The following is a 25,903-nucleotide window of genomic DNA, read 5'->3' as shown; positions in this document are numbered from 1 at the left end:
ATTGGGTAACACATATTATGAGGCAACGACGCCATTTCAAAAAAACCTTCGGTAACAATATTTATGAGCCAATGCGCCGCCTGCCAGCGGACCAGACCCAACCTTGACATTCACCGAAATCATGTTAGATTGAAGCCGGGCCGGCAGTCGCGCAAACCAACTCGCCGTGTGCGCGTGCATGCCGTGCCCATCAACTCCGGCGCAGGAATCCGTTGATTGGCGCTGCGGCTCACCCCCCAGCAGCAACCCACTACCCAGGTCCGCCGTGGGCGGCCACATTCGCAGAGACCGTGCGCTGATTGCGTTGTCTGAATTCTTGAAAGGAGGAGCACCATGTCTGTCGCACGCGTAACCGAGATCACCTCCTCATCCCCCAAGGGATTCGAGGACGCCATTCAGATGGGCATCGATCGCGCCAACAAGACCCTGAAGAACCTGACCGGCGCGTGGGTGAAGGAACAGAAAGTGGTGATCAGCAACGGCAAGATCACCGACTACCGGGTGACCATGAAAGTCACGTTCATCCTGCAGGACTGAGGTTCGCTGGCTCGTGCTGACGGTTCCCGCAAAGCCGGGCGCTTCTGGCTGCACTGGCGCACGGTTCCGCTGCGGGCGGCAGAGTCTCCAGCCGCATTTCATACGCACGCAGAGCGCGGCAATCGGCAGTGTTTTCCAACGGATGGCCGGAGCCCGTGGGGCCGCCATCCGTTGACATTTTGGGTCGAGCCCGGCCGCGGGTCATTGACATTTTCTTGATCAGGGAGTTTCTACCATGTCCAAACTCGCGTTTCTTGACGAGGAACTGCAGGCTCTGCGTGAACAGGGCCAGTTCATCACTATTCGTACCATCGAAAGCGCGATGGGCGCCTGGATTCAGGTGGATGGCAAACGGGTGCTGAATCTGTGCGCCAACAATTATCTCGGCTTCGCCAATCATCCCAAGCTGAAAGAGGCGGCGATCAAGGCCATCGAAACCTACGGTGTCGGGCCCGCGGCGGTGCGCACCATTGCCGGCACGCAAAAGCTGCATCTCGAGCTGGAGGAAAAATTGGCGGCCTTCAAAGGCGTCGAAGCCGCGATTTCATTCCAATCCGGTTTCATCTCCAATCAGGCGGTGATCCCGACGCTCACCGGCGCCGGCGACGTGATTTTCTCCGACGAGCTGAATCATGCCAGCATCATCGACGGCACGCGCTTGTCCAAGGCCAAAGTCGTGCGCTACCGCCACAATGACGCCGCGGATCTCGAAGCCAAAATCAAAAACGAAACCGCGGTGCGCCGGCGGCTGATCATCACCGACGGCGTGTTCAGCATGGACGGCGACATCGCGCCGTTGCCCGACATCGTCGCGATCGCCGAGAAATACGACGCTCTCACCATGGTCGATGACGCCCACGGCGAAGGCGTGCTCGGCAACGCCGGCCGCGGCATCGCCGATCATTTCGGTTTGCCTGGCCGCGTGGATATCGAAATCGGCACGATGTCCAAGGCTTTTGGCGTGGTGGGCGGCTATGTTGCCGGCAAGAAAAAAATCGTCGATTTCCTGCGCCAGCGTGCCCGGCCCTTCCTGTTCTCCAGCGCGGTCACACCCGCGGACGTGGCAGCCTGCATTGCCGCGGTCGATATTCTCACCGCCTCGGACGAACTAGTGGCGAAACTGTGGAACAACACCAAGTACTTCAAGGGCAAGATGGCCGCTCTCGGTTTCAATCTCGGCGACAGTGTGACGCCCATCACCCCGGTGATGATCGGTGACACGGCCAAAGCGCAGGCGTTGAGCCGCCAGTTGTTTGAAGCCGGCATCTTCGCCATGGCCATCACCTTTCCCACCGTGCCCAAGGGCAGGGAGCGGCTGCGGCTGATGATGTCCGCCACGCATTCCACTGAAGATTTGAATTTCGCGGTCGGCGCCTTCGAGAAAGCCGGCCGAGAGTTGGGCCTGATCAAATAGCCCAGCACCCAACGGCAGCAACAACTCACCGCGGTGGCGGGCGATTGGCCCGGCACCATTTCCAAAAGGGAGTATTTCGCTTTGAGGCAAGATCGACTCGTGCGCGTCGGGCACAGTCCGGACCCCGACGATGCCTTCATGTTCTATGGCCTGGCCAGCGGCCGGGTAAAAATTCCCGGCGTGGTGATCGAACACGTGATGGCTGACATTCAAACCTTGAATGAGCGGGCATTGCAGGCTGAGCTGGAAGTCACGGCCATTTCCGCGCATGCGCTCGCTCACGTCGGCGGGAAATATTGGATCATGCGCACCGGCGCCAGCATGGGAGAGGGTTACGGTCCGATCATCGTGTCCCAGAAGCTGTCCCGTCCGGCGGAGCTGGTGGGCAAACGCATCGGCACGCCCGGCAAGTGGACCACCGCGAATCTGCTGCTCAAGATCTTCCATCCGGAAGTGCAAAACGTCGATATGCCGTTCGACCACATCATCGCGGCCGTGCAGGCCGGCGAGGTCGATGCCGGTTTGTTGATTCACGAAGGCCAGATCAATTATCAGCAATTCGGCCTGCACAAGCTGGTTGATTATGGCGAAATCTGGCGGGCGCATTCCGGCGGGTTGCCGCTGCCGCTCGGGCTGGATGTCGTGCGCAGAGATCTCGGCGAGGAGATGGCGCGGCGCCTGTCACAGGGACTGCGCGACAGCATTGCCTATGGCTACCAACATCAGGAGGAAGCGATTCCTTACGCGCTGCAATTCGGCCGGGGCATCGATGAGAAGCTGGGGGAGAAATTCGTGAAGATGTATGTGAATGAGGTGACCATCGACATGGGTGAGCGCGGCCAGCGGGCGCTGGCGCTGCTCTACGATCTGGCCGATCAGCGAAAACTCATTCCCACCAAGCCCGAGGTGGTGTTGTATTGACACCGCCGCTTGTCCGGCGATTCAATAGTTTGCCATCGAATGAGCTGCGCAAGGGCCAGCCTCGGCTGACCCGAGGCTGGCCCTGCCGGCGTGTCATTCTCGCTAGCATCATCCCTCGTGCTGGGCGCCACGTTCGCTCGCGCCGCAGTCCCGCAGCCGGAGAGGATGCTGAGGGCCTGGCCGCGACTATTTCCGAGCGGCCATTTTCTCTTCCGGCTCGACCGCAAACGGTGGAATCAACGGCTGCAATTCCTGCAGCAGGCGATCGCGATGCGCAAAGAAAGCCGCGCGCAAAGACGGCGCAATCGGGTCGGCGGCCGCCGGTTTCATGCGCAGCGGATCGATGGCGCGGCCGTTGAGATACATGGTGTAATGCAAATGCGGCGCGGTTGCCAGGCCGGTGGCGCCGACATAGCCGATCACCTGGCTCTGCGCCACGGCGTCTCCCACCTTGAGGCCTTCAGCAAAGCCCGACAAATGGCCGTAGAGCGAGGAGAAATGGTTCTTGTGACTGATCACCACGCGATTGCCATAGCCCCCCTCCCAACCCAGCGCTGCCACCGTGCCGTTCGCGGTGGCGACCACCGGCGTGCCGGTGGCAGCGGCGAAATCCACGCCCGTATGCGCGCGCACCTTGCGCAGGATCGGATGCATACGGCCGTACGAAAAGTGCGAGGAAATGCGGCGATAGTTCAACGGCGATTTCAAGAAAGTCTTTTGAAACGAGTTCCCGTGGCGGTCGAAATAACCGCCGCGGCCGCTGCTGTCGGGATCAAATAGAAAAGCCGCGTAGCTCGAGTCACGCTGTTCATAGCTGGCCGCCAGAATCCTGCCGTAGCGCACAAACTGACGCTCACCCTGATCTCTTTCCACAAACAGCTTTTCGTAGAGAATGCGAAAACGGTCGCCGCGCTGGGTGTCGATGAAGAAATCAATGTCCCATTGAAAAATGTCGGTGTACTGCAGCAGCAACTCCGGCGATTCCTGCTGCGCCACGACGGCCTCGTAGAGCGTGGAAGTGACTTCGCCCACGAGCAAGTTCACTTCGCGATGCAGGTGCAGGGAATCGGCTTCTCCGATGAATCTGTCGGAACTGTCGCGCTGCACGCGAATGACCAGCTCCGGCGAGGGCTGGTAGGCCAGCTCGTGCAACGTGCCCAGGGAATCGAGTTTGAGTTGCAGTGACCGGCCGGCGCGCAGGCGGCGGGGATCAAAGATCGAGCGTAACGCCTCGATGGTGGGAAGAATATCCTCCGGGCGGACGTAGCTCGTGCTGAGAATCTGCGCGAGTGTTTGGCCATGCGCAATGGTGTGATCGACAACCATATACGCCGGCGTGACCGGGGCCGTGGCCGTCGAATCAAAACCCGGATGCAGCGGGGGTGTTACTGCAGGTGGTGAATCAGAACTTTTGATGAAATAAACCGAAGCCGACAGCAAGATCATCAACAGCCAGCGCGCCGCCGGCGATGACCACTGCGGAGTGCTCCTCATGTTTCCTCCCTCACAGCTTTGCGATTGCAGACCTGCCTCCTTTGTTACTGCTCAGTCCAGTTGACCAATTCATCCCAAACCCGAGGCCGCGTTCCGGCGTTTCATGGCTGCCGCACCGTGTTCCGGCAGGCGCCGCCGCCCTCCGGCACAGAGGGCGCAGTGCGCTGTTCATTAGAACAAAGAATGGCACCGAGGAATCGGCATGGCCGCGGGTTTAGGCCTCATAGACTTTCAGAATCTCATAGAGTGTGCTGCGTTGCGCCGGCAAATAGCCCGACTCGCGAATGAGTTGGATCACTTCCTCCGTCGAAGTTTTGTTGACGAAATTGGCAGCGGCGTGGACGTTTTCCTCCACCAGCGTGCCGCCGAAATCATCGGCGCCGAAATGCAGGGCAATCTGACCGATCTTCTTGCCCTCGGAAAACCAGGACGCCTGAATGTGCGGAAAGTTGTCGAGATAAACGCGCGCGAACGCGATAATCTGCAGGTAGCGCGTCGGGGTGGCGTAAGTCGGAATGATCCTTTCGAGCGGCGTGTTGCCGGGCTTGAAGCTCCACGGGATGAAGGCGGTGAAGCCGCCGGTTTCATCCTGCAAGCGGCGAATGCTCTCGAGATGAGTAATGATATCCTCGTCGGTTTCGAGATGTCCGTACATCATTGTGGCCGTGGTTTTGTAGCCGAGCAGATGCGCCTCGCGCATGATGTCCAGCCACTCGGCGGGGCTGCCTTTCTTGTGGCTGATCTTTTTCCTGACCCGCTCGGAGAGAATCTCCGCGCCGCCGCCGGGAATGGTGTTCAAGCCCGCCAGTTTCAATTGCTGCAGCACTTCCCGCACGGTCAGGCCGGAGACTTCGGCCATGCCCTTGATTTCCGAGGTCGAGAAGAAATGGGGATGCACCTCCGGCACCTCCGCGCGCGTGCGCCGCACCAATTCGAGATAGTACTCAAACGGTAGGTTGGGATTCACGCCGCCCTGCAGCAGAATCGTGTTCACGCCCTTTTGCGCCGTCTCTTTGAATTTTTGGATCATCTCATCGACGGAGTAAGTGTAGCTGCCGGCTTCGCCTTCGTGGCGATAGAAGGCGCAAAAGATGCAGTCAACGTTGCAGACATTGGTGTAATTGGGATTGGTGTCCACCACAAAAGTCACCCACGGTTGGGGAATCTTACGGCGGCGGACGGTATCTGCGGCGGCGCCGAGCTCGAGCAGCTCGCCGTTTTTGAGAAGTTGCAGGCCTTCGTCAGGGGTGAGACGCTCGCCGGCAGTGGCTTTGTCGTATAGACGATGCAATTCCATGTTCAATTTGAGGATTGTAGATGTTCAGCCGGCTCGCCGTTCTGGCGGCCAGGTTTGAAATATCGCCTGTAACGGGAACCTCGAGGTGCTCTGCACCTCAATTGCACCTCAATACCCCTCCACCCCCTCGATCTTCTCCAACTCGGCAACGACATTGCCCAGGTTGAAGGCCTTGATATAAAGCTGGGTGGTGGTCATCACCGGAATCTTACGTTCATCATCGGTTAGATGGACGATGAGACGGCCCTTTTGGTTGTAAAGCCCCGGCGTTTTCAAATGGGGCTCCACCACCAGGCAGTTGAACTTGCCCGCCCGGACTTTGATCTTCTCGCGCCGGTATACCGCAATCTTGAGCGGCAGAATCTTGCCGTTGTCGTAGTTGTCGACGTACACCGTGTCGCCCGGCTCCAGCTTCTGCGTGCGAATATAGTAAAATGCCGAAATGATGTCCTGCACGAACAGCGGAATCGCCACGGTATCGCGCTTGCCGTTCTTGGTCGTGATGGCAAGTTGCGCCGCGAGATCGAAATCCACCACGCGTTCATCGCGAAAACTGCCCTCGCGCTGGTTCTTCTCATAGCGCCAACTGAAGATGCCGTCCACGTCGGTGAAGGAGCTGACCCGGTCTTCCACGCGATACAGCCGCGAGAAGAAGGAGTTGGTGTTCGCCTCGGACAAAAGGTGATAGCACGGCCGGCCGTTGACCGTCACCACTTCCGGCACCGACATGACTGCCGTGCCGGCGACAATGGGGCCATAGCGCACGATGAACGTGAGCTTCTCGCCGACCTCGAAAGCGCGGTTCACCACGACGCGCAAGGGCGCAACGCGATTGCTCGAATCCGGCTGGGCCGCGGGCCGGGGACTTTGCGCCCACAGCAGCGCGCCCGGCCAGCCCAGCGCCAGCATCAACAGGAGCACCGTTCGCAAGCGCGCCGGCACACTCCCGCAGCAGTTCCTGATCATGACAATTTCTCTTCAACCTTCCTGAGGGCTTCCGCCACGGGAATCGCCTGCATGCAGGCACACCCCTGCAGCCGCGAGTTCCGGCAGCGAAAGCATTCTTCCTGTTGCGACATCAACACGTCGGCGCGGCGGCCATATGGTCCCCAGCGCTCGGGCCGGCACGCAGTGATCGGCGGATAAAACGCGACCACCGGCGTTCCCACCATGCGCGCGAGATGCAAAGGTCCGGTGCTGTTGCTTACGAACACCGCTGCGCGCGCAGTCACGCCGGCGAGTTGTTTGAGAGTCAAACGGCCGGCCAAATCGATCGGTTTCTTCGCCGCCAATTGCTGAATGCGCTGCGTGAGTCCGCGTTCACTCTCGTGGCCGGTGAGCACCACTTGGCGCTGCTGCACCGCCACGAGCGAGTGGGCGAGGGCGGCAAAATGTTCCGGCGGCCATTCCCGCGCCGAGCCGCCGCTGCCCGGATGCAACACCACGAAACCGTCTTTCAGGCCCTGCGCGGCAAGCAGGCGCGTCACCTCGAGCTCGACTGCGGGATCAGGTCGATAATGAAACTCCACTGTGACGCCGGCCAGGCCGAGCGGCTCCAGCAGTTGCAGATTGTATTCCGCTTCGTGCCGCTGGGCGTGCTTGCGGTGCTGATACACGCGGCGGTTGTAGAGGAAACTGTACCAGCGATAGCCGGTGCCCACGCGCAGCGGAATCCCCGCCTGCAAAAAACTCCACGCCTGTTGCGGCCGGGGGAAAAGCGCCACCACTGCGTCAAAACCGCATTTCTTGAGCCGGCTTGCCAGAGCGCCTGTGCCCACTTCCTCCAGGCAAATGATGCCATCGACGTGCGGGTGCATCTCCAAAATGCCTGCAGTGTAGCGCCGCGCAAGGAAAAAAACTTCAAGCTCAGGAAACGTTTGTTTGAGCGCGGTGGCCGCCGGCGTCGCCAGAATCACGTCTCCCAAACGGTCGGTGCGCGCAAGCAGAATGCGCCGCAGCGAATTCACGTGGCCTCGCGCCGGTGGTTTTGCACAAGATTCACGATCGCCGGCATGATGCGGTCCAACTCCTCGGCGATGGTTGCCGCGCAATCGCGGTAAACCTCCCGGCCGTAGCCGATAGGATCGTCGATATCGGGATCTTCAGGCGCCTCATCGTTGGCAAAGCGCTTGAGCAGGAAGACATTCTCGCGATAGTTGGGATATTTGCGCTGCAAGTGCTCGACGTGCTCGCGCGCCATCGCCAGAATGAGATCGGCCTTGGCCACCCGTTCCGCGGAAAGCCCTTGCGAGCGATGGCCGCGCAACTCGCCGCCCATTTCTTCCACTACGCTGATCGCCGAGTCCGCCGCCGGCATGCCTGCGATGCCGAGCGTGCCCGCCGATCGAATTTCGACTTCATCCTGCAAGCGCGATGGCAGTTTGAGGCGAAGCAGCGCCTCAGCCATGGGGCTGCGGCAACTGTTGCCGCTGCAGACGAACAAGACGGTGAAGGGACGGTGCGCGCTCACGTTTGCATGGCTCCAATCGATTTGACGATGGCTTCCTGCGGCAGCGCGCCGGCGCGCAGCAGGCGCGGCGGCGTGACGGTGACATCCAAAATGGTCGAAGCCAGCGTGGTGCCGGCGGCGCCGGAATCGAGAAGCAGCGGCAACTCGCTGCCGAATTGCTGCACCACTTCTTCCGCGCTGGTGGCGCCCGGCTGGCCCGCGAGATTGGCGCTGGTGGAAATGATGGGCGCGTTGAGCATTTCACTGAGCAACCGCGGCAGGGCGCGCGCCGGCACGCGCACCGCCAGCGTCGAAGAGGAAGCAATGAGATTCTGCGGAACTTTTCTGGTTGCTTCGAAAACCAGGGTCAACGGGCCGGGCCAGAAATCATGCATCAGCTTTTCGGCGACCGGCGAAACGTATTTGACCCAGCCGGCGAGCATGCCGCGGTTACCGATGATCACCGGCAGCGCTTTCTCCGTCACCCGGCGTTTGAGCGCATAAATCTGATCGATGGCGCCGGGCAGCCGCGCATCGACACCCAGGCCGTACAGCGTATCGGTGAGATACGCGATAACCTGCCCCTCCCGCAGGGCATTCACCGCAAGCGTGATTTTTTCCGGCTCGGGATGATCGGCATTGATCTTGATCACGTTCATCGGCTCACCACCCTGTCTGCCCGAAACCCGGGCTTCATCATACCGGTCGTGCGGCAGCCTTCATCTTGCTTCGAGTTCACGCGCATTCATTTCCTCATCAATCTGCCCACTGCTGGCACACTTGACTGCACAGTGGGCCGCTCAGAGAGATTCGAGCAACCCCATACCAGCCTGCCCTTGGTTACACGAGGTGTTCGGGCACCAGCATTTCACCCACCCGCCTCAAAACCTCCTCAACCGAAATCTCCAGCATGCAGGCATGCGTGCCAATGGGGCAGCGCCGGCTGCCGTGCGCGCTGCACGGCCGGCACGAAAGATTGTTTTCAAGAACGGCATGGCCGGCGCCAAAGGGCGCGAAGCCAAAGGCCGGCACCGTGGGTCCGAAAATCGTCAGCACGCGGCAGCGCGTGGCCACGCCCAGATGTGTGGGCGCGCTGTCGTTGCTGACCAGCACCGCGCAGCGATCCAGCAAAGCGGCCGATTGCCGCAAGCTCAGCCGGCCGGCGAGATTGAAACAATGCGCGCCGGCTTGCGCTTCAATGCCGGCGCACAATTCCGCATCACTCTTGCCGCCCACGAGAAAAACGACGGCGTTGTGCTCCGCAATCAAAGCGCGGGCAAGCTGGGCGAAACGGTCTGCCGGCCAGCGCTTGGTCGCCCAAACCGATCCCGGCGCGAGCGCGCACCGCCGGCGTCCCGCCCCGCGGTCGCGGATCGTTTCTGTGACTACGGCGGCATCGGCGTCATCCCACACGACGCGGGGCGCAAGCGCCGCAGGCAGCGCGCGCAAGGGTCGCAACAAATCGAGATTGCGTTCGACTTCATGCACTTGGCGGTAGGGCACGCGCTGCGTGAACAGCAGGCTGCCGGCGCTGCGGGTAAATCCGATGCGCAGAGGAATTCTCGCCAGCCAAACCAGCAGGGCACTGCGCAGCGAGCGGTGCGGCACGATCGCCGCCGCATAATCTTCCCGCCGCAGGTCTTGCGCCAACTGCCACAGGGCCGCCAAACTGCGCTGGCCGCCGCGTTTGTCAAAGATCAAGACGCGCTGGATGCCGCAATGTCGTTCGAGTGCATTCGCCGCTGCCGGAATCACCATGAAATGAACTTCACAGGGCGCAAATACCTGATGTGCGGCCTCCACCAGCGGCGTCGCCAGAATCACGTCTCCAATGAACGCGGTCTGCACGATCAGAATTTTTCGGATCGGGCCGGTGGCCGGCGCAGCCATCTCAGGCACGGAAGTCATGCGCGCCTGGGGCCGGGTTCGAGCGCCCCGGCCGGCGGCGCGGTTTTCCAGCGCCGGTGCATCCAAAACCAATGATCGGGATGGCGGCGAATGAAACGTTCCAGCACGGCGCTCCAGCGTTCGGTTACGGCGCGAATCTTTGCATCTTCGCTCCACGACTCGGGCAGGTCATCAAAACGCAAGCACTCGCTGGCGATAAGGTGTCGGCCGCCGGCCTGGCGAATGGCGGCCACGAAAAGAATCGGCGCGCCGCTGCGCAACACGAAGGCGGCGGGGCCGCGCGCCGTCGAGGCCGGCCGGCCGAGAAAGTCGACGAAGAGGCCGCTCTGGCCCGCATCCTGATCGGCGAGCACCGCGACGAACTTTTTCTCGCGCAGCGCTTTGAGGATGCCCTTCAACGCGGAGCCGCGCGGAATGCTCGCCATGCCCAGCGACTCGCGCGTGCGGCGGATGAGGCGATCGGCGTAAGGGTTGTTTTGCGCCTGATACAGAAAGACCATCGGAAAGCGCCGCGCCACCATCGCGCCCATGTACTCCCAGTTGCCAAAGTGCCCGGTCATGCAAATCGCGCCGCGGCCCTCTGCCAGCGCCTGCTGCCAGAGCTGTTCATCTGCCGGGCTACGAAAGCGCACGAGTTCGTCCAGTTCGGCCGGGGAGAGCTTCGGCAGACGCAGATACTCCATCATCATCATGCCGAAGTTTTCGTAATTGCGCCGGCCGAGGGCCAGCACTTCCTCGCGTGCTTTTTGCGGGAAGGCTCGCTGCAGATTGTCCAACGCCACCCGGCGCCGAATGCGAAGAATCGAAAAGGTGAATCTTCCCAATCCCGCGCCCAGAGCAAGCAAGGCCGCTCTCGGCACGCTGGCTGCGATCAGCACCAGCAGCCGCAGCCCGAGATATTCCAATAAATGCTTTAGTTTTCGCATGAAGGCACAGGGTGCATCGAATTTTGCAGCGCAACTTAGCCAAAAAATGCCTGATTGTCAATTTGAAAGTCAGTATTCCCATCGGTTTGCCGGGCGCAGCCGCCGATCGACAAGGCGCACGCCTGAAATCGTTTTGCCGGCGGGCGCGAGCCGGCGTTTGCCTTGGAGAAATCTCGCACAGCCGGTGACCACGCGGGCGCTCATGCGGCCATGACCTTGATGATCCTCGTCACCGGACCATCCTCCGGCCCCGTTCCTTCCAATTCAAAACTGAGCACCACCAACGTGCCGCGTCGTGCCACGATGCGGGCGTTCTCAACGCCGCGAATGGTATGATCGGGATCGTAAAGCTCCAGTTCATATTCGCGGCCAGGCCAGCCTGCAACGGTGAGCAGCAAGCTCTGCCGCTCCCAACTCTCTTGTATCAGGCGAAAACCAGTGGACTCGGCGTTCACTGCCGGTTGCGGCACCGGCGGGACCACGCCGATGCCGCCGTGATGCGTGAACGTCAAAATCGCGCCTCCGTGCAGCTCGAAATCAAGCTCTGGAAAATCGCGAAAGCTGGTGATCTCCAAGCCTCCGAACCACCTGTCGCCCACCAGTCGCAAAAACATCACGCGCGTGCCCAGCGGCAGAATGGCTTGCACACGCAGCGTCATCGGCGCCAGGCTGTCGCTGCGGAAATAGTAACTGGTTTCTCGTTGACGCCGCCGCATGCGCAAATGCAGACGATGTTCGCCCACCCGAATGTTCTTCACTTCGACCGAGTCCCACTGCGGCGGAAATGCCGGCCGCAAGGTGACCCGCTTCTGCAGCGCGTCCACTTCCAAGCCCAGCATGCCTTCGAGCGCCGGCAGCAACACCATGGCTTCCGACCAGGCTTGATGGCTGCACACGCCGGCCGGCTGATAGCTCTCGCCGTGCAACACTTCCGCAACAGAGCCTGCCGCCCATTCGCGGTAGATCTGCAGGTTGTTCATGAGGTGCACAAAGCCTTGCGTGGGGCGATACGAGCGGTACTCCGCCAGCGCCAGCCAGCCGGTGAACAACGGCCAGACGCTGCCATAGTGATAGCCGGCGGGATTGTAGATCGGACTGTCGCGGCTCACCAGGCGCACGCCCCAGTCCGTGGAAAAACGCGGGCCGGCCAATTCCTGCAAACAGATTTCCGCGCGTTTCCCGGCGATCAACCCGAAATAGACGGCCACCGCCGGCATGATCGTTTTTTCTTCCACGAACGTGCCGTCGGCTCGTTTGGCAAAATTGTAGAACTGTGTTTGCTTGTTCCAAAATTTGGCCGCAAGGCAACGGGCGGTTCGCTGCCACTGCCGCCCCCACTTTTTCAGCAGGCGGCCTTGCCCCAGCGTCTGCGCGAGCCCGGCGGCTTCCTGCAACGCCATCGTCCAGCACGCATTGAGATAGAACTCCGCATGGGCGGGGAACAGGGCACCGCCTTCCACCCAGCCGTGGCCAACATTGGTGTTCTCGATGAATTGATCGCCATCACGATCGCTGGCGCGGCAAAACGCGAGGGCTTGCTGCACGCGCGGGAATTCCTGCTGCGCAAACTCGCGGTCGCCGCTGGCGCGCACATAGCGTCCCAGCAGAATGACGTAGAGCGGCGTGGCATCGGCGGCATCAAAGTGCGCCTGGCCGCTCATGGTCAATTCGTGAAAAATCTTGCCGTCGCCAGCCTGATGGCGCCCGAGCAGTTCGAGCGTGCGCTTCACTTTTTCGAAATCACCATACGCCAGCGCCGCGCAGCCGGTCCACACGCTGTCGCGGCCGAAATACCAGGCATAGCCCGGCCGGCCGCTGATTTCATGACCGCCCTGCCAGCCGCTGGCAGTGGTGGCGAAACCGGCCATGAAGCCGGCGCCCACGCCGGGCGTTTCAACGAAGAAGCGATCGGTCGCCGCCAGCGCCCAGCGCAAGCCTTCGTTGAAAATTGCCTCCGGCGTGCGCAGTTGCGTCGCTTCACGCAGCAGCTTTTTGAAATGCCGCGCCTGGCGATGAAGAGCACGCGCCGGCTGCTGCAACATCCGGCGATATGCCTGCCACGCCTCTTTTTTCCCCTGAGCGGTACCGGCAAATGCGACGGTCAACTCGTGCGTTCCCGGAGGAATCACATAGCGCAACCCGATCGCGACTTGCAAGAGCGCCGTCGGCGCGCCGTGCAGCCGGTCGGCGCTGGCCGTGATTTCCGCATACTGCCCGATCATCTGCTCTGCGACGGGCTGAGCGCCGCCGAAAAGGATGAACCTCGTGCCGGTTTCGTTGCGCACGCACGCCGCCGCCAGATCCTCCTCCCAGCTAAAAAGCAAATTGCCCGTGGCCTGTTCGGAGTAAGGCCACATCATGCGCAAATCACAAACCGCCGCAATGAAAACCTCGAGCTCTTCCTGCGCCTGCACGCCATAATGCAAACCAGCGGCAGGATCATGCAAATCGGCAAAGACATGCTCGGTGATGACGGCCGCGGCGAGACGGTATTCGCGCTGCAGCGATTCCGGCGTGGTCGTGACAACCGGCGTCAGAGTGTCACTCCCCTGCCATTCGCCTTTTCCGATTCTGAAGGCAGTGCGCACCTGTTTGAGGCCGCGAAACGGCGGGCACCAAATTTCATCGAGGCCGCCGCGTTCGCTGCCCAGCAACAGCATGCGGCGGCCGCCGAGATCGAAGAAATTGCCAGTGGCCGGCCGCCCAGCAAAGCCCAGCCCGCTCGCGGCAGCACGCCACTTTTCTTTTGGCTGAATCAAACCGGCTGGGGAAGAACGCGCGACTCTTTGGACCGCCGCCGGCGCAAGCGGCCAGTAGGTTCGTGCCGCTTCAGGCGACGGCGCCAGCAGATCTGCCAGACAGTTACGCACGAACTTTTCGAGAGGAATGCGATAGAGATTCTCGGCTTGATCAAAAAACAGAAAGGAGCCGATGGTGAGTACGCGACCGGCGCCAGCCTCGTATTCGGTGATCAAACGCCAGCGTTCGTCGAGGCGGATATAAGTCCGTCCCACCGCGGCAACCCTGCCCTGCTGCGGCGCAGCCGGCGCCTCGTAGAACGCGGCGGCAAAGGCACGACCGCGTGTTGGACTCCACGTGAACACGCCCTTTTGCAGTCCGGCAAAGATGGGATGCCCTTCGTAACTCGCAAAGCCGCGCCGATCGTGGTGGCCGGCGGCCCAGCAATCATGCGGCCATGCGCCTTTGGCGAGGTAATTCGGCGGCTGCGTTTCAAGGCCCAAATCACAAACAAAAGGCGTGGCGAGCAACGTCAGAAAGAGTGATCCGCCGGCAGCGAGCCATTGCCGCAGGGCGATCAATAATTCGGGATCGCGTGCTGCGGCCGGCAGCGCGAGGCTTGAATCAAAATGCCACCACAGCAAATCACAGTCTTGCAGCCGGCCGGGCGCACGCACCAAGTCCGGCAGCGCGAGTTTACTGCAGGCAATTTCCGTCTGCCGCGAGAGAAAATCCCAGGCAGCCTGCTCTTCGCGGGAGGGATTTTCGGGATCAGCCAGCAGATACGCAACGCGCTTCATTAGGGCTCCGTTTTCGGTCCTCTCGTCTTCGTAAGCAGTCATGCGGCTGGTGTCGTGTTCAAATCGCAATTTCAATCCGTTCGCCAATTTTGCTTTTCGCGTGCAGCCGGTCCTCGAGCCGGACTTTGAACGTCCGGCCGGCGCACTGCACTGCCAGGCGCACGCCCCGCACCAGCACGTTGTCGATTTCGAACCATTGCAAATCAAAAGGCAGTGGATCGATGGTCACGCCGGTGTCATGCGGCCGAATGCCGCAAACATACTTGATGATGAGATCATTCACCCAGGAATGCTGATAGTCATCGACGCCGCGATAGCAGGCCGCTTTGCCGGTATAAGGATGATAGTGCTCGAAGCAATTCGGGCGGCGGGGATCGCCGTCGTGGAACATCATCACAATGAACTTGCTGATGAACTCGACCGCCGCTTGTTGGATCTGCACCTCACCGCAGCGCAACGCCGTCTGCGCCAGGGCCTCCGCCAGGTGACTGTTGGCCATCGGCCACACCCGGCCATTCCAGGGGCATTTCATGCGCATGCCCTTCCATTCCGGCTCAGCGCAAAAGTGGGGATCATCGACGCTGGCAGCGGGCGCGGGAAAGGGCGTCCAAAACTCCTGCGGATTCAGCAAGTGCCTTTTCAGTCCGGATAAATGCTCCGCCGAAACCACATCAGTGAAATAGGGATAAAAGCAGACCGCGGCTTTCACGCCGGTGCGGCGGCGCGAGTGCGGATCCACGTCGAAAAACATTTCCTGTTCCGGATCCCACATCTCGCGCAGCATCGCCTGTTTGATTCTTTCGGCACCGGTCTGCCACTGACGCGCAGCATTCTCGTTTCCTAAAGTCTGCGCCAACACCGCCAGCGCTTGCTTGAGCTGATAAAGATACACCGTGGCTTCAATGCCCTTCAGGCGAAAGACCTCACCCCAGGCATCGCGATCGGCGTGGCGCTCCACCGCGAGATAGCGCGACATGAATTCCTGGCCGGTTTCATATTGATTGATGACGTCGTACAAGCCGCTGTCTTCTGGATCGCGCGTCTGGTCAAAATAGCGGGCATAGCGCTGCAATCCGGCGTAGCCGGCAGCCGCCAAATCATCAGAAGGATGCACGCGCAGCAACTCGCGCACGGCATTGCCCCAGTTGGCATGGTAAAACAGATGCGGGCGCTGCTGGTGCACATCGATATAGCCGGGAAAACTGCCGTCCGCCTGCTGGTTGTCGATGAAGGTGAGCAGGCTGCCGGCGGCCAGGGCAGGATCGTGGCGCCAGCGATTCTCCAGCATGTGGCACATCGCGCTGTAGGAAATTGGTGCGCGGAAGTATTCGATGCCTTCGCAAACAAATGGCCGGCGATAGTTTCCCTCCTGCACGGCAATGGTGTTCAAGCGCAGGCCGTACCAGCGATACCAGTAATAGCGGGAAAAATATTCATTCGAGCAGGCGAACGACGGGACCTCGGCAAAGTGGCGCCGCCAGCTCGTGCGGCTCGCCTTCACGGCTTTACCTTTCCCCAGCACTTGGGTGAGATTGCCGCGGGCCTGCTCCGGATCGGGCGCGGCCGCCAGACCCGCAGTAACTTCGGCTTCGCCCCCGGCGGGCAACGCCATCTCGACGTGCAACGCGGCGTAAACCAGTCCCTCACGTTCGGCCCCGCCGAGCTTGACGCAGTTGGGAAGCCGGCCTTCGCGAAAGCTTTCATAGAAGGGTGTAAAAAGCCAATGCGGCTGCAGCGCCGCGCGCTGGCTGAGCTGCAGTCCGTATGATTGCGGTTTCGTATCAAGACCCAGGGCCAGTGCCACCGGCAAGTGCGGCAGGTTGGCAGGCTCGAGATGCTTGCGGAAGGAGACGATACCGTTTTCCTGGCTGATCTCGGAAAGCCAGGTGGTTCGTTTCGAAGGATAATTCTCCTGCACGGTCCATAGAATCAGATGCAGCCGGCGTTTCCGGGCGGAGCGGTTGCGCAGTTGTACCCTGCAGACGGCCACGTCTTGCGGGAGAATCATTTTGCGCTCGCGCACGGACAACCCGTCTTCCCGCTTGCGCGACCACATCGCGTTGGTGGCGAAGTATCTCTGCGTCATCACCGCGGGCGACCAGCGCCGGCGGCGAAAGCGCAGCGCCAGCTCGTTGCCGTCCTCGTCCAGCAGTGTCCAGGTGAACAGCGGCTGAAAGGAATAGTTGAAATATTGCGCCTCATCCCACAGCCCGGGAAAATCGAGAAACAGTGGAAAGGGCGGCGCCCAGAGCAGGCGATTCCCGCCACCGAGGTACCACTTATCCGGGCGGGCGAGAAATTTGAGCGGCTGTGCAAAGTTCATAAGGACTCGATTTTGAAGATTGATTGGCCCAGAATTTTTGCTTGACAGATGCCATAATTTTCACTATTGATGCGCTGCGCCATACCGACCAGCCACCTGTGGCTACGAAGCAAAACCTTTTGAAAGGGGGAGAAACTCATGACAGAACTGGAAAAACTCGAGACCCTGGTTTATCACGGTTTCAAGGAAATCGACCGGCGATTCGTGGAGTCCAATCAGCAGTTTCAGGAACAGCTTACGAAGCTGGCCGAGAAACAGCAAGAAACAGCGCGGCAACTCCAGCAAACGAACGGTCTGGTATTCGAAAGCAGCGGGCAAGTGGGGCAGCTCAGTGAGCATATCCGGGTAGTCACGCAGAAATTTGAGATCACCGACCAGAAAATGCGCGAGATGGTCCGGCAATCTGAAATCACTGACCAGAAAATCCGGGAGCTCACGCAGCAGATCGACCGAGCCGACCGCCAGATTCTGGAGACTGATCGACTCGTCAAAGAAATGGCCCGGCGTTCCGAGGTGACCGACCAGAAGCTGCAAGACCTCATCAAACGCTTTGCCGGCCTGACCGATTCACTGGGCTTGTTCGCGGGAAGCTCGGTGCGCCCTGCGGTGGCGCGCGTTTTTCGCGAACGCGGCTTCCAACTGACCAATATTTCCGCTCGCAGCGTTGGTCGCCTGAACGGCGACGGCATGGAGTGGGACGTGCTCGGTTACGGCCCAACGCATGTTCTTGCCGTCGAGGTCAAACTCAAGCTCGAGCGCCGCGACGTGGACGAGACCCTGGAGCGGCTGCCGCGCTTTTTCGATTTCTTTCTGCGCTATCGCGGCCTCGTGCTGCATGGTGCGGTCGCCGGCATGAGCATCGATGAAGGCGTTGACCGCTACGCTTACAAGAGCGGCCTCTTCGTGCTCACCCAATCGGGCGAAAACATCGTGCTGTTGAACAGCGCGGATTTCGTTCCGCGCGCCTATACTTACTCTGCCACACAATCTTGAGGGGGCATGCTTCATTCGGTTCGAATCCGAATCTGCTGCCGGATGAACTCGCCCCACTCCCCCGCCGGCATCTGAATTGCAATCACACTGCCCTGCCGTTCGCCGCCCGCCACGCTGATGATCTTCCCGGCATTGACCACAGGCAGTTCATACCGCTCGCCGGCCAGCCCTTCCACCTCGGCGCTGAGCATGCCCTGCTCGCGATTGACTGCAATCACTTTCAAGCCCTGGTTGCGATCGCCGGTGTCGCTGGTGATCACCGGCGGCAACAACTCCACCGTGGGCACAAAGTTGACGATGACATTGGCGCTGTCGCGCAGCAGCAAGTTGATCACGGGTTGAATCGTTTGCGAGGACACCCGCTCGCTGAAAACGGCTGCCTGGCCGTCGATCGTGACGCTTTCAATCCGGCTGCCGAGGCCAAGCGCCGGCGCAAACTGCACGCTGCAGGGCACGGCATTGCGCGAGGCGACCAGGAGCCTGAGCTGTGATTCTCCTCTTTGCAAGTCAAAATCGCAGGCGGCCTCGCCGGCGCGGACGTTGCGAATCGTCACCCGGTTCCAATCCGCGGGAAAATGCGGGGCAAAGGTAATTTGCTTTCCCGGCGCATTTGCTGCCAGGCCGAGCAGGCCGCGCACCAGCGGCAACACCACGCCGGCGCTGCAAAAGCCCTGATGCGCCACCGCCTCCTGCGGCCAGATATTCTGCTCGCCGGAGAAGACTTCGGTCACGAAGCCGAGCGCATTATCGAACGTGTGACGCACACTCGTGAGCAAGGAGCTGTAACCCTGCAACGCAAAATGGTGCTGAAACTGCGCGGTTGCCACCCAACTGGTAAGAAAGGGCCAGACCGCGCCGTAGTTGTAGTTCAACGGCTCGAATAGCGGACTTTTGTTCGACAAGCTGCGCGCGCCCCAATCCGTAGTCAACTCGGCGGAGTTCAGTTTCAGCAGCGTGGCCGCGCTGTGCTCGGGGTCACCGAGCTGCCACATCAAGCCGACGGCGGGCCACGGCGTCACTTCTGCGACCTGCTCGCCACCGGCATTGAATGCGTAGGCGTAGTGCCGGCGCTGGCTGTCCCAAAATTTGTGACCGAAGGCTGCTTGCGCGCGCTCCGCCACGCGCGCGGCCGTGCGCGCAAAGTCCGGCTTGCCGGCAACCCGGGCGAGATCGGGCATCACCGTCGCGGCGCGCACCCAAACCGCGGCAAGATAGATGTCGGTTTCAATGTCCGTGAGCGAACCGAATTCCAGCGCGCCCAGGCCGGCTTTGCGATTGTCCATCAAACCGTCGCCGTTCGCATCCGTGGTCAGACACCATTCGAAGGCGCGCCGGAGGGAGGGCCAACTGCTTCTGAGGAATGTCGCATCCCCGCTCGCTTGATAATAGTCGTACATCGCGCAAAGGTAGAACGGCGTGGTGTCACCGTGCAGATAGCCGTACGGATAATCCTTGAACCAATTGACGTAGCCTTCAGCCTGTGACAGCTCGTGCGCCATCTTGCCGTCGTGGCGCTGCCATTTTTGCGTGAAGGCCAGCGCCTCCCGCACCGCGGCAAACGCGCCGTAGCTGTTCATGCTGAAGCTGTTGATGTAAGCATCGCCCCCGAAAAACCAGCCAAAGCCCGGCCGGCCGCTGCTGCCCGAAGCGCCGAGTCCCGCCACCAGACCCTTGCCCAGCTCAGGATGTTCCACGCGCAGATTGTCGAAAGCGACTTTCGCCCATTCGAAAGCGAGATTCAACTCCCGGTTCGGCGTGTCGATTTGCAGTGTGTTGGCGCGCAGCGAGCGAAAGTACTCGACATTTTGCCGATAGTACTGCTCGGGATTGGTCGCGAGTTTTTCGTAGATCGCCCGGATTTCCTCGCGCTTGCCCTTGCCGCCGGCCATGATCAGGGGAATGAATTTGCCCCGCACGGCCGCCGGATTGGGGATTTCGATCTTGAATTGATTGGGTTGATCGGACAGCATGTGTGCCGGCGTGTAGGAAATGCCGGAGGCCGCCGGCGAGCCGAGCCACGCATGATTCCGCCGCGAGGATTCCGAAATCAAATAAGCTTTCAGCGCGGCCTCCCAGCGGGCATATTGGCCGCCCAAGCCCGCCGGCCACATGGGCTGCAACACCGGCAGGAAGCTGCACACAATGGTGAGCGGCGCGGTGGTGTTCACTTCGAGCAAAATGATCGCGCCCGCCTCGGCTACCGGCGTGACGAAAATGGCACGCAGCGTGAATGATTGATAAGTGAAAGTGAGCGTGGTAGCTTCCGGCGTCACGGCGACGTTGCGCACCAGCTCGCTGGCGGCCACAGGCTGAGTCGAGCTGCCGAGCAGAAACGAGAATTCGAAATTGCGGAAGAGTTTGAGCGGATAAGCCCAGGCCTCGAACGTGCCGCTCTCCAAACCCAGAATCGCGAATTTGCTGCCGGCCTTGTCGAAGTAAGTGCCGGGACGGGCCGGACGACTTAGCTCAAGATCATTGGCCGGCAGCTTGAATGCCGGGATCAAGCCCTCCTGGGCCGTGACCTGGCCAACAATGAGAAGCGCGAACAGGAAAACTGCGACGCTGCCGGGTTTCTTCATATGAACTCCTGAGACTCGTGCGCTGTCATTCAAACTTGTTTGGCGGGTTCATTTGACCTGCGGATTACCCCTTCATTCCCGTCAGCGTGATGCCTTTCACAAAATAGCGCTGCGCGAAGAAGAAGACGAGCACGATGGGCAGCATCACGATCACCGCCGCCGCCATTTGATGCGTCCAATCGAGCGCGTAGATCGTACTGAACGCCGCGATGCCCAGCTCCACCGGCCGCATCTCGGTTTGATTGGTGACGATCAGCGGCCAGAGAAAATCCTTCCAACTGTTCATGAAAGCGAAAATGGCGAGCGTCGCGAGTGCCGGCGTGGAGAGCGGCAGAATGACGCGGGCATAGATAGCAAATTCACCGGCGCCATCTAGGCGCGCCGCCTCTTCCAACTCTTGGGGAATGGTCAGGAAAAATTGCCGCAACAGGAAAATGCCCCAGACGCTCGACAAGCCCGGCGTGATCAAGGCCGCGTAGGTGTTCATCCAGCCAACGGCAACGATGAGCAAAAAGGCCGGAATCAGCGTGACGATCGCCGGCACCATCATGGTGGCGAGATACAGGGCAAAGAGGCGGTCGCGCCACCTGAAGCGCAGGCGGGCAAAGGCGTAGGCCGCCATCGAGCAGAACAGCAATTGCCCGGCCACTGAAAAACTCGTGATGAGGATGGTGTTCAGAAAAAACCGGCCAAACGGCTGCAGCGCCATGGCCTCGGGATAGTTTTGCCAGCGCGGCGCGTGCGGCAACAGGCGCGGCGGATAATGAAACACCTCCGTGTCCGTCATCAGCGAGGTCGAGACCATCCACCAAAACGGTAGCAGCATGGAAATAGCGAGCGCGATCAAAACGGAGTAGCGCGCGAGCCGGAAGAGTTTTGCTTTCAGGGCGCTAAGCATAGTCCACCTGCTTTCCCAACAGCCGGAACTGCAGCCAAGTGGCGATCATGATGATCACGAACAAGACCATCGACATGGCCGAGGCATAGCCCATGCGCAGATTGGCCCAGGCGGCCTGATAGATGTGATGCACCACCACGTCGGTGCTGCGCGCCGGGCCGCCGCCGGTCATTACGTAGATGGCGGTGAATACTTGAAAGGAACCGATCAAGGAAGTCACCAGGATGAAGAAAGTCGTGGGCTGGAGCAGCGGCAGGGTGATGGTTCGAAAGCGCTGCCAGCCGGAAGCGCCGTCGATCATCGCGGCTTCGTAGTAGGTCGCCGGAATGCTCTGCAGGCCGGCAAGAAAAACCACCATTTGGTAGCCCAGCCCGAGCCAGATGCTCATCAGAACAATCGCCAGCATGGCGGTTTGCGGGGAATTGAGCCAGGGCGATTTCGGCAGCCCGGCGAGATCGAGCAGAAAATTGGCCAGGCCGATTTGCGGCTCGTAGAGCAGCCGCCACACCAGCGCGATCGCCACGAAAGAAGACACGCTCGGCAGAAAGAACAGCGTGCGCAACACATTGACCCCGGCCAGGCGGCGATTGAGCAGCACCGCCACACCCAGCGACACCGCCATGCCGAGCGGCACATTGAGCGAATAGAGCAGAGTGTTTTTCAGCGCGTTCCAAAACAGCGGATCACCGAACATCTCGACGTAGTTGCCGGCAGCGACGAAGGGCTTGTCCGGCACGATGATTTCCCAATCGTGCACGCTCAGGTAAACGGCAAAGACAATGGGAGTCAGCAGAAAGATCAGCAGATGCACGAACGAGGGGAGGAGAAAGAGAAAGCCCTTCCACGTCTGATCGCGTCGCCACGCCATGCCGGCGTTTCGGCGGCCGGCCACCATGCCGCCGATCGCCAGCGCGAGAGCCAGCGCCGCCAGCACCAACAAGAAACTCACGACTTCAGTGTTGCCCCGCAAGCCAGTGGCGCGGCCGGCGCTGCGGGCGCGGATTTGCCGCAGTTTCTCATCGATGCGCTGCGCCTGGCGGGCAAAGCTTTCGTCGATCGACTTGCCGCTGAAGAGAACCGCATCGAGGGCGTCTTCGAAAAGCGGCTCGATTTCGGAAAAGCGTTCAACGCGCGAACCCCAGTGCTGGCGCGCATAGGGCACTTCCGTGAAGAATACTTGCTCCAAGCCGAGCGTATCGGCCTGCACTTGTTCCAACGCCACCGCTGTCATCGCCGGCAGGCCGATCAGCATTTCACGGCGCAGCCGCGCCGCAAATTCACCGGAGAGAAAAAGCGCCAGCTCAACGGCCAGCTCAGGATGCGGTGTGGCAACCGGCACGCACCAGCCGGATTCATACATGACGTTGACTTTTTTGCCGTTCTCGGGCACCGGCAGCGCGGTCACCCCGAGACGCAATTGGCCGCTTGCGATATAAGGTTGGAAAGCCGGCAGCGACCAATGCCCGCTGATGCGCATGGCGGCGCGATTGCTGACGAAGAGCGATTGCAGCAGGCCGGAGGTGCGGACTTGCTCATGCGAACCCAAACTGGGCGCGACTTTGTGCTTGCGCTGCAGATCGATGATCCGCTGCAGCGCGGTCTTGGTGGGCGCGGAATCGAAATAACCGGTGGCGCGGCTGCCATCCGGTGCGAACACATCGCCGCCGTGCATCCACACCACCGGCATCCACATGTAGGTCATCTGCGGCCAGATCACGCCGAATTGATCGTTCTCGCCGTCGCCATCGGTATCGCGTGTCAGCCGCTGGGCGGCAGCGAGAAACTCGTGCCAATGCCACTGCGCCGGCGGATAAGGCACGCCTGCCTCATCAAACAGCCGTTTGTTGTAATAAAGCACGAGCGGGGTGAAATCCTTGGGCAGGGCATACAGTGCGGAATCGCGTTGGGCAATGGCGAGTACGTTGGGAAAGTAAACGCTGAGATCAAAGCCGCGGCGCCGCAGATACGGCATGAGATCGCGCACGACCCCCTTGTTGACGTAACTCGGGATGGCGCCGGAATCCAGCAGAAACACGTCCGGTGGTGAGCCGGCCACAATGCTGGTGAGAATCTTCTGATCGTAATTGGCCGGCACCGGCTCGAGCACGGCGCGCACGCCGGGATGCAACCGCTCGAACTCGCGCAGAATGCGGGACTCATATTCGATGTCGCGCTGCTGGCTCGACCAATTGCTCACGCGCAGCGTGAGGCCGGCCGCGGGCGCACCCGCAGATGCGGTTTCAATCGGTACGCAACAGAGCAGCACAACCAGCAGGCGCCACACTTGCATCCTCACAGCAATGGCAGGCAGAGTTTCGGTGAAGGCAGCAGCAGTGCAACCGCGACAGATGGTTGTGATTTTTTGCGCGAAGCGCAAGGGCTTTGTCATGCCCGGCCGGCTTGACTTTACCGGCACGGTTCGCTATTTTGCGCTCGACAATATTTGCGCAGCCGGTTACCAATGTGGAGATGATGCATGAATACTCTGCCGGGCCGTTCTCACCTTCACTCACTTCTGCCAGCCCTGTTGCAGAGCCCTCGCCCGAGCAAGCCAACCCGTGGGGTTGAGCCGTTGATGCGAGCCTGCCTGCTGGCCGGCGCCGTGGCATTGGCTGCCCTGAATGTTGCCGCAGCCCCGCCAACCGGCGCAGTCAAGGAGAAAACCGATGCCAAACTCACGGCGAAGCTGCAGGATTTGATCAAGGATTTCAAAGGCGAGGTGGGCATCTACGTGCGCCACCTGCCCTCCGGCCGCAGTGCCGCCATTCGCGCCGATGAACTCTTTCCCACCGCCAGTATGATCAAAGTGCCGATCCTGCTCACCGCATTTCAGAAGATGCACGACGGCGAGCTCGACTATCACGCGGACCAGGTCTATCGCGACTCGCTGCTCTACGCCGGCGAAGACATTCTGGGCTCCTTCAAGGACGGCGAGAAAATCAAACTCAGCAAAGTGATCATGCTGATGATCACCACCAGCGATAACACCGCGAGTCTGTGGTGCCAAAAGCTGGTCGGCACGGGAACCGCGATCAACCAGTGGCTGGCGGCCAACGGCTTGCAACAAACGCGGGTGAATTCGCGCACGCCTGGCCGCGAGGCCGATCGCGAGAAATTCGGCTGGGGGCAAACCACGCCGCGCGAGATGGCGGAGCTGCTGGTCATGATCCGGGAAGGCCGCGCCGTCAGCCCGGAGGCCAGCGAAGAGATGTACCGCACGCTCACGCGCATCTATTGGAACGGCGAGGCGTTGTCGCAGATTCCGCCCACGATGCAAGCTGCGTCGAAGCAGGGCGCGGTGAATAAATCGCGCTCGGAAGTCGTGCTGGTGAATGCGCCCGCGGGTGATTACGTATTCTGTGTGATCACCAAAAACCAGGAGGACGAAAGCTGGCAATATGACAACGCCGGTTTCGTTTTGATCCGCCGGCTCTCCCGCCTGCTGTGGGAATACTTCGAGCCCAAGTCAAAATGGCGGCCCGCGCCGGCTGCGCAGAAGTGGGCGAAATGAGCCGCTGCGCGCGCACGCGGCGCAGGCCGTGACTGTTTGCAAGGATGGTAACATGCCGTTGCTTCATCGCATTGCCCTGCCCACGCCCTTTCCCATCGGGCCGGTGAATGTTTATCTTGCCGAAGGTGAGAAGCTGACGTTGATCGACACCGGGCCCAAATACGCGGACGCGCGCGCGGCGCTGCAGGCGGGCCTGGCGGCACAAGGTTATTCCTTCGCCGACCTCGGCCAGATCATTCTCACCCACCATCATGTCGATCACCTCGGCCTGGCCGCGGAAATCCAAGCGCAAAGCGGCGCGCAAGTGTTTACCCATGCCGGCAATCTGCCCTGGCTCATGGACTTTGAAGGCACGCGCCAACGCCACGCGCGTTTCTACCGCGAATTTTGGCAAGCGGCCGGCGTGCCCGAGGCGATTATCACCGCCATGGTTCGCGTGAGTGAGGGCTTCTCACAATTCCGCGATCCATTCGTGCCGGCGCTGCCGCTGCAGGAGGGCGACCATCTCAACTTCGCCGGCTGCGATTGGCGCGTCCATCACACGCCCGGCCATGCCGGCGGCTTGATCTGCCTGTGGCACGCCGCAAGCCGGACGTTACTCTCCAACGATCATTTGCTCAAAGACACCTCTTCAAATCCCATTCTCGAGCCGCCCCTGCCGGGCGAAGACCGGCAGCCGCGGCGTTTGCTCGATTACCTGCGCGAGCTGCAGCGCATGGCGGCGCTCGAACCTGTCATCGCGTATGCCGGTCACGGTGAGGCCATCGCCAACGTCGACGAGCTCGTAGCCGGACGCCTGCGCTTCCACCGCCAGCGCGCCGAGACGATCTTTGACCTGCTCGGCACGCGCACGCTGAGCCTGTGGCAGCTCACGCAGGAGATTTTTCCAGCATTGGATAATGGCGCGGATTTCTTTCTGGGGATTTCCGAAGTGCAGGGCCATCTCGATTTGCTCGAGGAAGAGCAGCGCGTGGAGGCCGTCCGGCAGCAGGGCCGGATCTGCTGGCGCCGGAGGTAGGTTCACGCCAACCCGATCGTCACCGGCAGCAGCCGGCTGAAGCGAGCTTCCCCGCCGATTTCTCATTGTCTGCAGCCACCTCCCCGGCACGCAAGC

General features: G+C 60.8%; 19 protein-coding genes. 6 read left to right on the top strand and 13 right to left on the bottom strand.

The genetic code is table 11. From position 1 onward, the window contains the following. Positions 1-333 precede the first annotated feature (333 nt). The 3 genes from L6R21_26320 to L6R21_26310 all read left to right on the top strand — a co-directional run bounded on the left by L6R21_26320 (position 334) and on the right by L6R21_26310 (position 2,872). On the top strand, positions 334-537 hold the full coding sequence (locus L6R21_26320; protein ID MCK6562722.1) for a dodecin family protein: 204 nt from the start codon (positions 334-336) through the stop codon (positions 535-537). Between the two features lie 235 nt (positions 538-772). Continuing rightward, a complete protein-coding gene (locus L6R21_26315; protein ID MCK6562721.1) occupies positions 773-1,951 on the top strand; it encodes a glycine C-acetyltransferase in 1,179 nt (392 codons plus the stop codon). Between the two features lie 81 nt (positions 1,952-2,032). After that, positions 2,033-2,872: an ABC transporter substrate-binding protein gene (locus L6R21_26310; protein MCK6562720.1), complete on the top strand. Its 840-nt coding sequence runs from the start codon at positions 2,033-2,035 to the stop codon at positions 2,870-2,872. 186 nt (positions 2,873-3,058) lie between these two features. Here the strand turns inward: L6R21_26310 and L6R21_26305 are convergent, their stop codons facing one another. The 10 genes from L6R21_26305 to L6R21_26260 form a co-directional block, all read right to left on the bottom strand. Continuing rightward, positions 3,059-4,366 (bottom strand): M23 family metallopeptidase, encoded by a 1,308-nt coding sequence (locus L6R21_26305; protein MCK6562719.1) that lies wholly within the window; start codon positions 4,364-4,366, stop codon positions 3,059-3,061. 214 nt (positions 4,367-4,580) lie between these two features. Next, positions 4,581-5,663 (bottom strand): dehypoxanthine futalosine cyclase, encoded by a 1,083-nt coding sequence (gene mqnC, locus L6R21_26300; GenBank protein MCK6562718.1) that lies wholly within the window; start codon positions 5,661-5,663, stop codon positions 4,581-4,583. A 108-nt stretch (positions 5,664-5,771) separates the two neighbouring features. Then, entirely contained in the window at positions 5,772-6,629 is an 858-nt protein-coding gene (locus L6R21_26295) for a DUF3108 domain-containing protein (GenBank protein ID MCK6562717.1), read from the bottom strand. Beyond that, a complete protein-coding gene (locus L6R21_26290; GenBank protein MCK6562716.1) occupies positions 6,626-7,630 on the bottom strand; it encodes a glycosyltransferase family 9 protein in 1,005 nt (334 codons plus the stop codon). Before L6R21_26290 ends, L6R21_26295 begins: the two co-directional genes overlap by 4 nt. After that, a complete protein-coding gene (locus L6R21_26285; GenBank protein ID MCK6562715.1) occupies positions 7,627-8,133 on the bottom strand; it encodes a low molecular weight protein arginine phosphatase in 507 nt (168 codons plus the stop codon). Before L6R21_26285 ends, L6R21_26290 begins: the two co-directional genes overlap by 4 nt. Then, positions 8,130-8,771, bottom strand: a complete 642-nt coding sequence (locus tag L6R21_26280; GenBank protein ID MCK6562714.1) for a threonylcarbamoyl-AMP synthase — start codon at positions 8,769-8,771, stop codon at positions 8,130-8,132. The genes L6R21_26285 and L6R21_26280 overlap by 4 nt, the downstream gene beginning before the upstream one ends. A gap of 181 nt (positions 8,772-8,952) precedes the next feature. Further along, positions 8,953-10,020 (bottom strand): lipopolysaccharide heptosyltransferase II, encoded by a 1,068-nt coding sequence (gene waaF / locus L6R21_26275; protein ID MCK6562713.1) that lies wholly within the window; start codon positions 10,018-10,020, stop codon positions 8,953-8,955. Further along, a complete protein-coding gene (locus L6R21_26270; GenBank protein ID MCK6562712.1) occupies positions 10,017-10,946 on the bottom strand; it encodes a lysophospholipid acyltransferase family protein in 930 nt (309 codons plus the stop codon). The genes waaF and L6R21_26270 overlap by 4 nt, the downstream gene beginning before the upstream one ends. Before the next feature lie 200 nt (positions 10,947-11,146). Then, positions 11,147-14,485: a hypothetical protein gene (locus tag L6R21_26265; GenBank protein MCK6562711.1), complete on the bottom strand. Its 3,339-nt coding sequence runs from the start codon at positions 14,483-14,485 to the stop codon at positions 11,147-11,149. A gap of 58 nt (positions 14,486-14,543) precedes the next feature. Beyond that, positions 14,544-16,808, bottom strand: a complete 2,265-nt coding sequence (locus tag L6R21_26260; GenBank protein ID MCK6562710.1) for a hypothetical protein — start codon at positions 16,806-16,808, stop codon at positions 14,544-14,546. Between the two features lie 138 nt (positions 16,809-16,946). Here L6R21_26260 and L6R21_26255 point away from each other — a divergent pair, with 138 nt between their 5' ends. Further along, positions 16,947-17,801 (top strand): hypothetical protein, encoded by an 855-nt coding sequence (locus tag L6R21_26255; protein MCK6562709.1) that lies wholly within the window; start codon positions 16,947-16,949, stop codon positions 17,799-17,801. A gap of 11 nt (positions 17,802-17,812) precedes the next feature. Here the strand turns inward: L6R21_26255 and L6R21_26250 are convergent, their stop codons facing one another. The 3 genes from L6R21_26250 to L6R21_26240 all read right to left on the bottom strand — a co-directional run bounded on the left by L6R21_26250 (position 17,813) and on the right by L6R21_26240 (position 23,667). Further along, a complete protein-coding gene (locus L6R21_26250) occupies positions 17,813-20,380 on the bottom strand; it encodes a hypothetical protein (GenBank protein ID MCK6562708.1) in 2,568 nt (855 codons plus the stop codon). A gap of 64 nt (positions 20,381-20,444) precedes the next feature. Continuing rightward, positions 20,445-21,278: a carbohydrate ABC transporter permease gene (locus L6R21_26245; protein MCK6562707.1), complete on the bottom strand. Its 834-nt coding sequence runs from the start codon at positions 21,276-21,278 to the stop codon at positions 20,445-20,447. Then, complete coding sequence (locus L6R21_26240) at positions 21,271-23,667, bottom strand: extracellular solute-binding protein (GenBank protein ID MCK6562706.1); 2,397 nt, start codon at positions 23,665-23,667, stop codon at positions 21,271-21,273. Before L6R21_26240 ends, L6R21_26245 begins: the two co-directional genes overlap by 8 nt. 186 nt (positions 23,668-23,853) lie before the next feature. On the opposite strand from L6R21_26240, the gene L6R21_26235 reads away from it, so the two are divergent. Together L6R21_26235 and L6R21_26230 are read left to right on the top strand one after the other, a co-directional pair. Next, entirely contained in the window at positions 23,854-24,789 is a 936-nt protein-coding gene (locus L6R21_26235) for a class A beta-lactamase-related serine hydrolase (GenBank protein ID MCK6562705.1), read from the top strand. A 52-nt stretch (positions 24,790-24,841) separates the two neighbouring features. Further along, complete coding sequence (locus tag L6R21_26230) at positions 24,842-25,807, top strand: MBL fold metallo-hydrolase (protein ID MCK6562704.1); 966 nt, start codon at positions 24,842-24,844, stop codon at positions 25,805-25,807. Positions 25,808-25,903: the final 96 nt, after the last annotated feature.

The organism is bacterium, from assembly GCA_023150945.1.
Classification (GTDB): Bacteria; Zhuqueibacterota; Zhuqueibacteria; order Zhuqueibacterales; family Zhuqueibacteraceae; genus Coneutiohabitans.
Note: the sequence above shows the minus strand (reverse complement) of the source record. Positions and strands in the feature narration are given on the sequence as shown.